The sequence below is a fragment of the Sorangium sp. So ce693 genome (genome assembly GCF_051521375.1).
In the GTDB taxonomy this organism is placed as follows: domain Bacteria; phylum Myxococcota_A; class Polyangia; order Polyangiales; family Polyangiaceae; genus Sorangium; species Sorangium atrum.
Genome location: NZ_CP150347.1, coordinates 7,235,863 through 7,249,155, shown reverse-complemented (window position 1 = coordinate 7,249,155; position 13,293 = coordinate 7,235,863). Strand labels below are relative to the sequence as shown.

Annotated in this window: 9 protein-coding genes; 5 read left to right on the top strand and 4 right to left on the bottom strand. The window is 69.9% G+C overall.

The genetic code is table 11. The features are described 5' to 3' along the window. Nucleotides 1-3 precede the first annotated feature (3 nt). Both WMF14_RS26985 and WMF14_RS26980 read right to left on the bottom strand, forming a co-directional pair. On the bottom strand, nt 4-492 hold the full coding sequence (locus tag WMF14_RS26985; RefSeq protein ID WP_437790631.1) for a nucleotidyltransferase domain-containing protein: 489 nt from the start codon (nt 490-492) through the stop codon (nt 4-6). Continuing rightward, nucleotides 467-649, bottom strand: coding sequence for a hypothetical protein (locus WMF14_RS26980; RefSeq protein ID WP_437790630.1), 183 nt, complete (start codon nt 647-649; stop codon nt 467-469). Before WMF14_RS26980 ends, WMF14_RS26985 begins: the two co-directional genes overlap by 26 nt. 175 nt (nt 650-824) lie before the next feature. Between WMF14_RS26980 and WMF14_RS26975 the strand changes: the two genes are divergently transcribed. From WMF14_RS26975 to WMF14_RS26965, 3 genes are all read left to right on the top strand, one after another. Beyond that, nucleotides 825-1,166, top strand: a complete 342-nt coding sequence (locus tag WMF14_RS26975) for a JAB domain-containing protein (RefSeq protein WP_437790629.1) — start codon at nt 825-827, stop codon at nt 1,164-1,166. A 260-nt stretch (nt 1,167-1,426) separates the two neighbouring features. Further along, nucleotides 1,427-2,263, top strand: a complete 837-nt coding sequence (locus WMF14_RS26970; protein WP_437790627.1) for a hypothetical protein — start codon at nt 1,427-1,429, stop codon at nt 2,261-2,263. 692 nt (nt 2,264-2,955) lie between these two features. Beyond that, complete coding sequence (locus WMF14_RS26965) at nt 2,956-7,119, top strand: PAAR-like domain-containing protein (RefSeq protein ID WP_437790625.1); 4,164 nt, start codon at nt 2,956-2,958, stop codon at nt 7,117-7,119. Nucleotides 7,120-7,136: 17 nt separating this feature from the next. Here WMF14_RS26965 and WMF14_RS26960 read toward each other — a convergent pair whose 3' ends face one another. Then, nucleotides 7,137-8,273: a hypothetical protein gene (locus tag WMF14_RS26960; RefSeq protein ID WP_437790623.1), complete on the bottom strand. Its 1,137-nt coding sequence runs from the start codon at nt 8,271-8,273 to the stop codon at nt 7,137-7,139. A 259-nt stretch (nt 8,274-8,532) separates the two neighbouring features. On the opposite strand from WMF14_RS26960, the gene WMF14_RS26955 reads away from it, so the two are divergent. After that, on the top strand, nt 8,533-8,919 hold the full coding sequence (locus WMF14_RS26955) for a VOC family protein (RefSeq protein ID WP_437790621.1): 387 nt from the start codon (nt 8,533-8,535) through the stop codon (nt 8,917-8,919). A gap of 132 nt (nt 8,920-9,051) precedes the next feature. After that, nucleotides 9,052-10,704: a bifunctional metallophosphatase/5'-nucleotidase gene (locus tag WMF14_RS26950; protein WP_437790619.1), complete on the top strand. Its 1,653-nt coding sequence runs from the start codon at nt 9,052-9,054 to the stop codon at nt 10,702-10,704. 53 nt (nt 10,705-10,757) lie between these two features. Here the strand turns inward: WMF14_RS26950 and WMF14_RS26945 are convergent, their stop codons facing one another. Then, the gene (locus WMF14_RS26945) at nt 10,758-13,079 is read right to left on the bottom strand and encodes a hypothetical protein (RefSeq protein ID WP_437790617.1); all 2,322 of its coding nucleotides are present in this window, start codon (nt 13,077-13,079) and stop codon (nt 10,758-10,760) included. Nucleotides 13,080-13,293 lie beyond the last annotated feature (214 nt).

The window sequence follows — 13,293 nt, the reverse complement described above, 5'->3', positions numbered from 1 at the left end:
AGGTCAGTGCGCTCGACGCTTCTCGTCGAGGGTCGCCTGGAGCAGCAGGAGCATCGCCCGATCCTTGGGCCGGGTCAGCTTCGCCTTGACCTCGATCAGCCGTTCCAGCGAAAGGACGCGGACCAGCACGCCGGCTACCTCGAGTACCGTGGAATCGGGCAGGAGATCCTGGTAGCACGTCGATTCCTCGATCGTTGCCAGCACGTCGAGGACCCCGTGCTTCGTCTGGAGCAGCTTGTGCCCGGTCGATCGGAGGTGGGACTCGTTCGGGACGAGCCGTCGTGGGTCGGTGCGGAAGACGGCTTCAAGGTCTGTCAGGGCGGCCATGAGCCGGACGATGTTGTCGTCCGAGCGTGAGTACACGATGTCGATGTCGATGGTAGTCACCGGGGCGCCCTGCAACGCTGCAGCCATCCCGCCCACAACGATGAACTCGACATTGCGGTGCACAAGCGCGCGAAGGATGTCAGCGAGCGCCATCGGGGGGCTCACGCACGCTCATGATCAGATCGATCGAGCTCTGCACCTGCGCCAGCCGCTCCGTCGGAGACAGGCTGAGCATCCAGCGGACGAGGGAGCGGTCCACGCCGTTCTCGTCGTAGGGGCTGTCGTCCAGCTCCTCGGCGGGAGGGTCCAGAGGCTCGGGCATGCTCCGAGCCTAGCATGCGGGGCCGGCGAGCCGCGGGTGCCCTTCTTCGGGTCGACCTCGCCTCGGGCATCCAGCCGCCAGCGATCGGCGGGGTCGGCCCGCAGATCATTCCGGACAATCCGAAGATCGTCCACCCCTCGATCGTAAGAGCTTCACCAGGTCGTCTGTCCCGTCGATGAGGAGCTCCCGGCCGCTCGTCCACGAGGAGGTCTGGATCGTCGCGCTCGACGTGCACGACCGGGCCCGCGGCGCCCGCATGATCAGTCGCGGCGGCCTCCTCTCCGCGTCCGTGCGCCCCGCCGACGTCCTCCGCGCGGCCCTCGAGCTCGGCGCCGTCACGTTCGTGATGGCCCACAACCACCCGGGCGGCGACCCCGCGCCGTCCGCCGACGACGTGCTGCTCACCCAGGAGATCGAGCACGCCGCGCACCTGATCGACGTACCCCTTCGCGACCACGTCATCGTGACGCCTGCCGGGCGCTTCTCCTCCGTCTTCCGGGCTGGCTCACCCCGCTGAACCACGGTTCCTGGCGAAGCGGCGCAATAGCGAGATCAGTGCCAACCCCGCTATCCCCTCAACATCCCTCGACCTTCTCTCCCTCTCTCCGCCCGCCATCGCCCCCGGACAGCAGGAATTCGACACAGCGCCTTCTTCTCCTAATCGCCCTCCCGTCAAAATATCCCTGGACAACCCTCTTCATTTCATCGATAGCTCACGATGGCCCGTCTGGCATTCCAGCGCAATCCCGCGCTCCTGCCACGCACGAGGGTGATCTCATGAGCAAATACACAGCATCGGAAGTGATCCAGCTCCCGCGCTTCACGGCCGTGGGGGCGATGGCGCTCGGCGAGCAGCTGATCACGGCGGCGAAGCCGGCGAAGAAACAGCTCGTGAAGGGCGTCGCGCGGGTGCTCGCCACGCTGGCCTTGCGCCACGACGAGCTCGCGTCGGCGCTGCGCGATCAGGTGTCGCTTTCGGAGGGAGGGGAGGCGAGTGAGGACGCGGTCCAGTGCGATCGCGTCCTCGACAATTGCTGGAGCGGTCTCCACGACTTCCTGACCGCATATACCAAGCTGCCGCCTGGCGCGCCCGAAGCCGCCGAGGCGAGCTCGCTGAAGGCGGCGCTCTTCACCGGAGGGCTCAAGTTCCTCCAGCTCACGTATGTGCTGGAGTGGTCCGAGAGCGAGCTCCGGATGCAGCGCATCCGCAAGAGCGGCCTCGACGCACGCATCGAGGCGCTCGGCGGCAAGCGCTTCCTCTCCGCCCTCGAGGCCGCGCACGCCGCATACGGCAAGGCGCTCGGCGTCACCGCGCCTGCGGCCACGGCCGCGACGGCACCGCCCAGCGTGCGCGACGCACTCGCCGCATTCACCGAGGCGCTGCGCGCCTACGTGATCAAGGTGATGGGCTCCGTCGAGCCCGACGAGCCGGAGACGCAGGAACTCGCCGACAAGCTTCTCGCGCCGCTCGCGAGCTGGAGCGTCGGGTCGAGCGGCCGCGGCGCACCCCGGAGGAACGACAAGCCCGAGGGCGACACCGCGACGCCCGCCCCGCCCGGTATTCCCCTCCAGCCCGGCGCGCCGACGGCCGCGCCCGCGCCGGCCGATAGCTGATCCCAGCTGCCTGACGCGCACCGCCGGCGCCGCGATCTCCTCCCGCCTCGTCCGCTCCTCGTGACCCTGTTCCAGGGCCAAGCCCCCGCAGACTCCTCTGTACGCTCCGGACGGCGTGGCCCTCGCCGCCTCCCGCCGGTGCCCATCCCCGTCCTCCGGCCCATCCCGGAGCGACCAGCGCCGCATCCTGTGCCGCCTCGGCCTCGATCTGTGCCAGATCAGGGGGGTCCGACACTGGCTCAACCGCAATGCATTGCGACACACCGGGGTCCAGACCCCTCCGAGGCGCTCCGCAGAGCGCCTCACCGGGGTCAAGTTGTGTCAAATGTCGCTGTCTATCTGGTTCTTCTGTGCCATCGCCCCCCGGATCCGCAGCTTATTGTGCCAGATGGAGGGGTCCGGACCCCTCCGGACCGCAATGAAGAACGCCTGCCGGGGTGCCGGACCCCCTCCGGACCGCAACGCAGAGAGCCCGCGGGGGCGCCGGACCCCTCCGGATCGCAACGCAGAGCGGCCGCTGGCCGACCGCCCGTCGCCTGGGCGTCGAGGCCGACCCAGGCTGGGCCCGACCTGGCTGAGGCCCGACCAGGTTGAGGTGCCGGCGGCGCTGCCGGAGGCGGCGCAAGGCGCCTCACGTCATGCCCTGATCCGACCGCGTGGCGATTGCTGCCCAGCATGGCGGCTTCCGTCGCATGTCTTCCACGTGCGACCATCTCACCATCATGGGCAAGGTCACGGCGCTCCACATGGACACCATCACCGAGAAATCCGGTCACCAGATGACTGGCATGGCAGTGAGCGTGTGCCTCACCCCCGCCGCCCCGAGCCCCTTGCCGATCCCCTATCCCACGATGGGCACCGTGGCCGAGGGGATCATCGATCCGTGCATGCGCACCAAGATCGAAGGCGCGAAGATCCTCACCGTGGGCGGCTGCATGAAGGCATGCCACGGCAACGAGCCCGGCACGCTCAAGGAGGTTGTCAGCCTCAACACCGGAGGGCCCTGCTTCCCGTGGCTCGGCGCGCCGAACGTCATCATCGAACTCGGCATGGCCGGCATCACCGGCAGCATGGGGCAGATGAACAAGTCGATCACCGTCGGCGCGGGCGCGACGGCGAGCGGCGCGGGCGGCGGCGCCGGGGGAGGGGGCGGCGGCGGCGGCGGCGCAGGCGGGCCGGGCGGGGGCGGGCCGCAGGGCGCCGGCAATGGCGGTGGAGGCGGCGGCGGGAGCAACCAGGGAGCAGCACCGCCCAGCCCGCCAGCGCCCCCGGGTACGGAGGGGCAGGCAGCCGGTGGCCACCCCGTCGACGTCGTAACTGGCACGCTGTTCACAGAGCCTGTCGTCGACTTCCAGCTTCCGGGCTTCCTGTGGGTCACGCTGATCCGACACTACAGGACCTCGTCGGTCGCGTTCGACGCCGGCATCGGGCGCGGATGGTCGCACAGCCTGCTCTGGTACGCGGAGCGCCATGGCGACCACCTCGTGCTCGTCGATGAGACGTTCCGGCGGACCACGCTTGCCCTACCGAGCACCGATGAAACGCTGCTGCTCCCCTACGGGCGGCGCCTCTGGCGCCAGCAAGATCGCCTCTTCGTCGATCTGCAGGATGGCATCCTCCGCGTGCTCGCGCCCTCGCCGACGCGCCATCGGTGGGAGCTCGCGGAGCTACGCGATCTGAGCGGAAACGTCGCCGAGGTCCGCTGGCGGGACGGCGCGGTCGTCGAGATCGTCGACTCGGTAGGGCGACGCGCTTGGCTCGAACGCGACGACCGGTTCGTGATCTGGTGGGTCGCTGCGTCGGACGAGGAGGGACGCGTGCACCGCCAACGCCTGGTCACCTACGAGCTCGATGAGCGCGGGGACCTGGTGGGCGCCGTGGATGCTGGTGGGGCCGAGACGCGCTACGAGTACGATGAAGACCATTACCTCGTGCTCGAGGAGCGGCCGGACAAAATTCGCTACCATTTCGTCTACAAGACCGCGTTCGGACAGCGGCGCTGCGTCGAGACATGGGGCGACCTGAAAGGCGAGGACGTGCTCGCAGCGCTCGGCGCGCCGGAGGCAAACGCGCCAGACCGGCCGAAAGGCATCTTTCACACCCGCTTCGTGTACGGGCCAGGACTCCACGAGACCACGATGGTCGACGCGTGCGGTGGTGTCCATCGCTACTGGGGCAACGAGCTCGGCCTCATCAAGCACTACATCGATCCGTGCGGATACGCGACGCACTTCACCTACGATGCAGCCGGGCGGGCCATCTCCTCCATCCAGCCGAACGGACTCCGATGGTCGCGTGCGTACGACGCCACCGGCACGCCGGCGCGCACGAGCGCCAACGACGCCCGCGCGCAGGTGAGCGTCAAGGACGGCGCGCGGATCAGCCGGCTGCCGAACGGGCTGTCCGTGACCGAGTGCACGCGCAACGGGCGTACGCTCGAGCACGTCTCCCCCTCGGGCGCCGCCACGCGCGCGTCGTACGACGATCGCGGCAGGAACCGCGCCATCGACTGGCCGGACGGCTCCACGACCGGCTTTCAATACGATGCCCACGGCAACGTGGTCGAGATCGTCGACGCGGTGGGGGCCGTCTGGCAGTACACGTTCGACCTGTTCGGTTTGCCGGTCAGCCTGCGACTCCCGACGGGCGCCACCTTCGATCTGTCCTACGACTCGCGCGGAGACCTCGTCGCGCTCGAGGGGCCCGAGGGACAGCGCACGAGGTGGACGATCGATGCCGCGCAGCACGTCGTCGACGTCGAGTGGCCAGGCGGCGGCCGCGAGTCGTTCCGCCATATCGCCGGTGCGCTCGTCGAGCGGATGCGGGCGGACGGCACGCGCATCCGCGCCGGATACGACGCCATGCTCCGGCTGCGCTGGATCGAGAACCCGGCTGGCGAGCGCCACGAGCGACAGTACGACGGCCGCGGGCGGCTCGTCAGCGAGCGGTCGTTCGCGGGCCTGTGGACCCGCTTCGACTACGACGGCGGCGATCGGCCTGTCACGATCTCCCGCCCGGACGGGACGTTCGTGCGCTTCGTCCTCGACCAGCTCGGCCGCGTCGTCGAGCGCCAGCACTCGAGCGGCGAGCGCGCGCGGTTCGAGTACGACACGTTCGGCGAAGTGCGCCGCGCCACGAACGCCTCCACGTCGGTCCTCTTCGAACGCGACCCGCTCGGCCGCGTGGCGCGGGAGGTACAGGAGTGCGGCGGACACCGCTTCACGGTGGAGTACACGCACGATCTCCTCGGTCGGATCGTCGCGCGACGCTACTCGACCGGATGGTCGGCCGAGCTGCAGCGCGGCGCTGGCGGCTGGCTCGCCCGCGTCGGGTCGCGCGAGGACGAACGCGGCACGGCGTCGCTCGATCTATCCCTCGAGCGCGACCACGAGCGCCGCGAGGTCGCGCGCTCGCTCGGGGATCTTCGCCTCACGACCGAGCGCAGCGCCCTCGGGTTCCCGACGCGCGTCTCGCTGCGGCGGGCGGACCAGACCCTGCGCACACGCGCGTACGCGTGGGATCCGCGCGGGCCCGTCGCCCACATCGACGACGATCGCCACGGCGCGCGTAGCTATGCGCTCGATCCGATCGGGCGGCCGCTCTCGGTGCGCGGGCTCGGGGCGAACGAGGCTTTCGAGATCGCCCCTCAGGGGACCGCGGTGCCGCGCGGCGCCAGCTGGCAGCTCGGCCCGGGCGGGCGGCCACTCCGCACCACCGCCGCCGAGCTCTCCTGGGACGACCGCGGCCGGCTGGTGCGGAAGGTGACCGGTAGCGCAGCGAGGAGCTGGACGTTCGAGTACGACGCCGAGGACCGGCTCGTCATCGCGCGCTCCGACGCCGGCCACCGCGTGCGCTACGTCTACGATGCCTTCGGACGACGACTCGCGGAGCTCGGCGACGACGGCCGGAGCACGTTCTTCCTCTGGGACGACGAGGCGCTCGTCGAGGAGGTCGATTCGAGTCATCTGCGCTCGGTAAGGCGTGTCTTCGATGACGACGGCTTCACGCCGCTCGCCGAGCGCACCGTGGAGGGAGAGTGGCGCCTCATTGCCACGGACCTGACCGCGACGCCCTGGCTCTACGCGGCGCCGAGCGGCGAGCTCGCCGACGTCGACCTGTCAGCGTGGGGCCGCGTCGCGCGCTCGAGCGGCGCGATCGGCGCGCTGCGCTTCGCTGGGCACCGCGCCGATCCGCGGACGGGCCTGCATTACAACCGGTTCCGGTACTACGACCCTGACCTCGGTGTCTATCTCACGCCAGACCCGCTCGGCTTTCCGGCCTCGTTTCAGGACATCGGGTTCCTGCCGAACGCGACCTTCCACCTCGACCCGCTCGGGCTCGTCGTCATCATCCAGGGGAGCAACGACAAGGTTATCAATGACTCGGTGGCCATGTACCAGAAGCAGTATCCCGGAGCGACGGTGATCCAGGGACACCAGCTGCCGAGCGCGAACCTCGCCGGTGAGGATCACGTGATCGTGGTTTCCCACGGCGATCCAGGCTCGATCGAGTGGAACGGCAAGAAGGAGAGCATTGGGGGCAGGGAGCTCGGCAAACAGCTCAATGCCGCTGGATTCAACGGCGCGGCGCCCGGCGCCAAGGTCGACGTCGCCTCCTGCAACGGCGCCACCAAGCCGCTCTTCGGGCCGAGCATGGCGCAGGGGGTGGCCGACATGACGCTCGCGCCGACCTCGGGCGCCAAGGCGGACAGCCGTGTCGGCGCCTACCTCGGCTCCGACGCGATCATAGGGAAGATCGTCCCCTCGTATGGCGCGACGATCACCAAACCCGGCCCCCCGGTCCACGAGAAGGTGATCAAGGGCTCATGGACCACGGTGGATCCGCGGCCCTTCTAGGAGCCGCGCTCACCCGCTCACCCAGGCTCCACGGGAACGAACGCCGCGCCCGACTGCAGCCATGCGGCGAAGTACGGCGCTGGCGCGCCGGCGCGCCGCAGCGCGAGCAAGAACGGTCCGTCGCACACGAGCTCGCGCCCACGGCGACGGCGGCTCTTCATGCCGAGCGCGAGCGCCTCGGACACGAGCCGCGCTCCGTGCTCGTCGACGTCGAGCTCCAGCGTCTGAAACGCGGCGACGAGGACGCGATCCCCCGGCACGATGGGCTTGCCGACGAGCTCGTCGAAGGACGCCTCGACGCGCAGCGACACGACCGGGACCTGGAAGATGTCGTCGTCCTGCAGCGAGGTCTGCCCCCACAGACGAGCCCACCGGCCAGGCCCACGATCGACCGCGCCGAGCGCGTCGTGCGTCGCCTCCGCGAGCGTCGACCAGCCTTCACGGCGAGCGACGACGACCGACGCGCCGCCGCGGCCGCGGAGCTCGATGACGAAATCACCCGGCGACTCGTAACGGTGTACGGTCGCGGCGCCAGCATAGGCGCTCGCCCCGGCGCCGCCCCAGTGGCCGAAGCACTGCACGCGGCTCCCCAGGAACGAGAGCCCCGCGGAGCGATCGCGGACAAAGGGCCGCTCGAATGCAACCCTGGTCCGCAGCAAGGCGAACGCTACGAGAGCGTGCGCCGGCACGCTCTGCGGCAATAGCCGCGTCTGCGCATCGCCGAACCGGCGAACCAGCTCGGCACGGATCGCAGCGACCGCCGCATCACCCTCTCCTGCGCAGGCGAATGACTCCGCCGAATCCACGGTACCGGCGGCGACGGCAGCTGCGCGGCCCAGCGCCCGTGAGAGCTCCGTGGGCTCGACCAGCACGTCCTCGGATCCGAGCTGCCGTTGGAGCTCCGCCCACGCGAGCGCGAACGTCGCACAGTGGATGAGGTCACGGTCGATCGGCAGCGCGTGCTCGAGCGTCGGCGTCACCAGGGGGGCGGTCATGATCTGCTCGCCGTGCACTGTACGTCGATCAGGAGGAAATCGGCACCTGGGATCGCTGACCAGCGGCGCGAGCTTGGGCTCGCGCGCCCCGCCGACGTCGGGCGCGGGAGGATCGGAGACGAAGATCTCCCCGTCCTCCACCGCAACGTCCTTGCACATCCCTGCGCCGGTGATCTGCTCCCGCGCTTCCTCCGTGCGCGCTCCTTGAGAACCGCAGCCACGTTCTCGCCCACGGCGCGTCGACGTCTCGCGGGACGTTGCCAGGTCGCGATCCCTTCGCTATCTTCTCGCTCGCCGAAAGAGGTAGGCCGGTTCAGGCGAGCCCCGGCCACTCCCATGACGGGAGCCCATGTCCCCTCCACCACGGAGTGAGGTCCCACGGCACCTGGACGCACGTGCGTCCTCCGTGGAGGCTCCCATGCAGCTCAATCACATCGATCTCCAGGTCCCCGACGTCCTCGAAACGGCCGCCTTCTTCGAGCGGCACTTCCGGTTCGAGGTCCACGGCAACCGGCACTCGCCGGCGATCGCCATCCTCACGGGGCCCGGCGACTTCACGCTCGTCCTCCAGCGTCGGCGCGAGGCGGACGGCCCTTATCCCGAGGGCTTCCACATCGGCTTCATCGTCGGCGACGTGGCCACTGTGTACGACAAACACGCGGCGATCGTCGCGGCGGGCATCGACAGCGGCCCCGTGAGCGAGAACGGCCGCGGCGTGATGTTCTATTTCAAGGCGCCCGGCGACATCCTCGTCGAGGTGAGCTGCCGGCGCCGCCCGCTCCCCGCGGCGCGCACCGACGGTTGACGGCGACGCGCCGCCGGGACGCGCTGAGGCCCGACCCAGGTTGCGGCACCGGCACCGCCCACCGAGGTTGAGGTTCGGGCCCACCGAGGTTGAGGTTCCGACCACGCCCCGCCTGGACTATCGTGCTCGACCATGCGCCCGCTTGCCCTGCTCGTTGGCTCGTGCACCGTCCTGCTTCCCCTGGCTTGCGGCCCTGCCCAGCCTCAGGGGGGCCCGGCAGCACCCCTGAACCCGCCGGGGTCCTCGACGGAGGCGAGCGCAGCGACACCCCCGAGCGCGACGCCTCCGCTCGCCGTGAAGCCGCGGGGCAACGTCACCGTCACGCTGCTCTACACGTCGGACGAGCACGGCTGGATCGAGAGTCTGTCCAACGACGGCGTGAGCCGCGGAGGCGCGGCCGAGCTGCTCGGGAGGCTCGTGAAGTACGAAGGGCATTGCCCAGGGCCCGTTCCCGCGGGCATCGAGGCGGCAGGAGCGCTCACGCCCGCGGCGCCCGAGGACTGCACCTCGCCGCGCACGCTCCTCCTCTCGGGCGGCGACAATTTCACCGGCCCCGCCATCTCGACGTATTTCAACGGCGAGTCCATGGCGAGCGCGATGGGTCGCATGGGTTATGCCGCCTCGGCGTTCGGCAATCACGAGTTCGATTTCGGTGTGCCTCAATTCACGAAGCTCCGTGATCTCGCGCGACTGCATTACCTCGCGGCGAACGTGAAGATCGACGACGCGAAGCTCGCGGGCGAGCTCGCCATCCGGCCGTACGAGGTCTTCGAGCGCAAGGGCGTGAAGATCGGCGTCGTGGGGCTCGCCGCAGCAGATACGCTGAAGGCCGCGATGGCCGAGCGCTTCAAGGGGATCACGTTCGAGCCCACCGAGGCCTCGCTCGACAAAGCGATCCACGAAGCGCGGGAGAAGGGAGCGGCCGACGTCGTCGTCGTGACCGCGCACGAATGCCCCGACAACCTCGTGCCCATCGTGGAGAAACACCCGGAGTGGCGGCTCGCGTTCGTCGGAGGGGGCCATTGCCACAGGAAAATCGACACGCGCGCAGGCGACACGCCCGTCATCGGCCCCGGCTGGCGCCTGCACCAGTACGCCCGCGTCGCCATCACCATCAACCCCAGCAATCCCCCGCAGGCCCGCCTGGTCACCGTCAGCCATTCCATCGTCGACGTGGCGACCGATCCGCAAGTCCCAGCGGATCCTCCGCTCGCACGGCTCGTCACGGCGTGGAAAACCAAGGTTGACAGCGCGCTCGGGAAGGTCATCGGCTATTCGGAGGGCGGGATCGGGCCGGAGGAGGCCGTCGGCAAGATCGTGAGCGACGCCTGGCTCCACGAGCTGGGCGGCGACGTGGCGATCATGAACCGAGGCGGCGTGCGACAAACCATCCCGCGGGGGCCGATCACGCACGCGACGATCTGGAGCGTGCTCCCGTTCGACAACCGTCTTGTGAAGGTATCCATCGACGGCGCGTCGCTCGCGCAGGATCTCGAGGCGAAGTCGTTCATCGTCTCCGGCGCGAAGAAGGCGCCCGACGGAAGCTGGTCCGTGGGCGGCAAGCCGATGGATCCGAAGAAGCGCTACACGGTCATCATCACCGATTTCATGTACGGGGGCGGTGACGGCGCCGTCTTCGCGGCGCAGGATCCGAAGCCCGTGGGGACGGGGCTCTCGTGGCGAGACGCGGTGATCGCCTGGATCGAAAAGAAAAAGAGCGCAGAGGGGGCGCCGCTCGAGAAGAAGCTCGGCGAGAAGCCGGCGCCGGCGCGCACACAGAGATGATCGATCGGGCCCAGGGATCATGCCTTCGGTTTCGAGGCGACCCTGACGAACTGCTACCGGCCCCTCTTCGCCAGCGCCGCGCCGAGCTTGGCGAGCTTTTTCTCGTCGGCAAACCAGGAGAGGCATTCGTGGCGCGTCTTGCGTTGCGTCGAGGAAAGGCTCTTTCCATTGTCGAGCTTCCCCGCGAGCACCTCGATCAGGAATGCCTCGGTCGAGGGGTGCCATGCGTAAAAGAGCGGCCAGAGCGACTTCGCCGGCAGGCGCGCCAGGCCGTAATGGCCTGGCACGGATTGCTCGCGGCGGATGAGCTCGATCAGCGCCGGGGCGAGCTTCGCGGCGTCCGCCCGATCGAGCGGCTCGGCGAGCTTCACCCAGGCCGGCCGCGGCGTGGCGAAGGATGCCCAATCGTTCCGGAAGAGCTGCTGGGTTGCGGCGAGCGCCGCGACGACCGCCTCCATCGGCGCGCCGGCGTGGACCGTCGCGTCGAAGACGTCGCGCAGCGGGTCGAGCTTGTCGAGCCTGGCCTCGAGATGCCGCCTCACGCGGCTCCACGCGTCGTCGCCGAGCGCGGAGAGGACCCGCTCCTCGTCGATCGCCTCGGCGTCGCCGAGCGCTCGCAGGAAGGCGAAGAAGCCGGCGCGCTCGGCCTTTTCATGGCGGGGCAGGACATCGAACGCGATCTCGTGCGCGTCGTCGAGGACGCTCTCCAGACGGTCGGCGTCGCGCCGGTCGGCGAAGCGATCGAGGAGCGGTCGGGCCCGCTGCGCGAGCTCGAGCCGATCGGGCAGCTTCACGCCGTCCGCCTCGCCGAGCTTCCACAGGGCCGCCGAGTGATCGACGATGGCCTTGACCAGGGCGAACGCGATCGGAATCGACGCGCCGCGCTCGCGAGCGCCGGGGACCACCCGCCAGGGCTGCGCGCACCAGACGGCGGCCGCTCGGCTGCGTTCGTCGTCGCTGCGCTCGCTCGCGAGGAACCAATCGGGGTCGAAGCTCTCCGGGATCGCGCCGCCGTTCTCCTTGCCTGAGCGCTCGAGGCGCCGGATGTCCTCCCCGTGGAGATCGCCTTGCCAGGAGAGCCCGGCGGCGGTGGCGAGCGCCCGCGCCCGGCGATAATCGTCGAGCGCGCCGGCGGAGTCTCCCGATCCTTCGCGGACCAGGGCCCGCGAGGCGAAGATGCGCGCCTCGAAGCCGCGATCCGTGACCCCCTGGCCGGCGCGGGCGCGCGCCTCGTCGCCTCGAGCGCGCTCGTCGACGAGGGCGACCGCCTCCTCGGCGAGCACGCACGCCGTCGCGAGGAGCGACGAACGCTCTGTCTCGGAGACGGCCTTGGCTTTTCTTGTCTTCGGGCGGTCGCGGCAGGGGTCTTCCCCGCCCGCGAGCTTCCCGAGGGATCGCGCCACCCGCGCGAGCCCCATCGCCCTTCGATCCTGCCGGTCGCCACGATGAAAGAAGCCGAGCGAGAGCCCGTGCGCCGGGTCGTCGATCGGCTCGGCCGCGCGCCAGTCCTCCGCGGCGGCGCGCGCGTCGCCGCGGTAGAGCCGGCATTCCCAGCGGGCGCGGAGCAGCTCGGCGCTGGCGATCCCCGCGTCGCGCGCCGCCGACAGCCACGGCTCGGCCTCGGCGTAGGCGCTGCGCTCGAACAGCTTGTACCCGATCATCTCGGCGATCCCGACAGCCGTCTCGAAGACGGCGCCGTCCCCCTCTTTCAGCCACGCCTCGAGCGCAGGCTGGGTGTTCTTCATGAACGTGAGGTGATTGTCGTTCGAGAGGTGCTTCGTGGTGCTTCGATAGTGCTTGGCCACGAAGAGGCGCTCGCGAGGATCGCTGCTGCCGGCGTGAGGCGCGAGCGCTTTCAGGTGGCCGCCGAGCGAGGAGGTCGAGCGGGTCCGCTCCTCGAGCTCGGACAGCTTCGCGAGGACCTCTTTCCGGAGCCCGTTCGGCACGGCGCGCTCGAGCTCGAGCCAATAGCCGGAGTCGACGTCAAGGACGTGCCGGAGGAGGAGGACCGCCTCTTCGTGCGCATCGTCGTCGAGCGCGAGCGCGATCCGGCCCACCGCGGGCAGCGCCGCCTGCTGGAGGTTCTGCCAGTTGTCCCATTGCGTGGAGAAGCTGAGGGGATAAGGGGTGAGCGTTGGCAGCAGGCAGCGGAGGCCGTGCCCCTCGCTCGCGCGGGCCTCGGCCCAGAGCCGCCCGGCGAGCAGGTAGAGGGCGGAGCCCCGCTGGCGGATGATGGTCGTCCCGACCTCGCCCGCCTGGAGGGTCACTTCGATCGACGTCCCGACGAGCCTCGCGGTGAACGGGGGGACTTCGGGCGTCCCCTGGAGGAAATTCGATGAAAAGAGCGCGAAGAACTCCGCGAGAGCATGGTGCAACGCTGCATTGACATGCATCGGGAGCGACCGTAGCACGTGCTCGGCGATGTGTACTGTCGCACGGCGCCGGCCCTCGATCACGGAGCGGAGACATGGCGGGCTCCTTCCGTCGCACCAGCTCCGGGCCGCCGACGCGGGAGAAGGTGAGCGCCTGCTTGGTCACCGCCGCCGCGCCGCGGACCCTCGAGGGAGGTTGCCCCCCGAGCTCGACGCC

What these genes read in the sequence shown, in the direction of transcription:
- WMF14_RS26960 (WP_437790623.1), bottom strand. Translation starts at nt 8,273, where the DNA reads ATGTGCAAGGACGTTGCGGTGGAGGACGGGGAGATCTTCGTCTCCGAT.
- WMF14_RS26950 (WP_437790619.1), top strand. Translation starts at nt 9,052, where the DNA reads ATGCGCCCGCTTGCCCTGCTCGTTGGCTCGTGCACCGTCCTGCTTCCC.
- WMF14_RS26955 (WP_437790621.1), top strand. Translation starts at nt 8,533, where the DNA reads ATGCAGCTCAATCACATCGATCTCCAGGTCCCCGACGTCCTCGAAACG.
- WMF14_RS26980 (WP_437790630.1), bottom strand. Translation starts at nt 649, where the DNA reads ATGCCCGAGCCTCTGGACCCTCCCGCCGAGGAGCTGGACGACAGCCCC.
- WMF14_RS26965 (WP_437790625.1), top strand. Translation starts at nt 2,956, where the DNA reads ATGTCTTCCACGTGCGACCATCTCACCATCATGGGCAAGGTCACGGCG.
- WMF14_RS26970 (WP_437790627.1), top strand. Translation starts at nt 1,427, where the DNA reads ATGAGCAAATACACAGCATCGGAAGTGATCCAGCTCCCGCGCTTCACG.
- WMF14_RS26975 (WP_437790629.1), top strand. Translation starts at nt 825, where the DNA reads ATGAGGAGCTCCCGGCCGCTCGTCCACGAGGAGGTCTGGATCGTCGCG.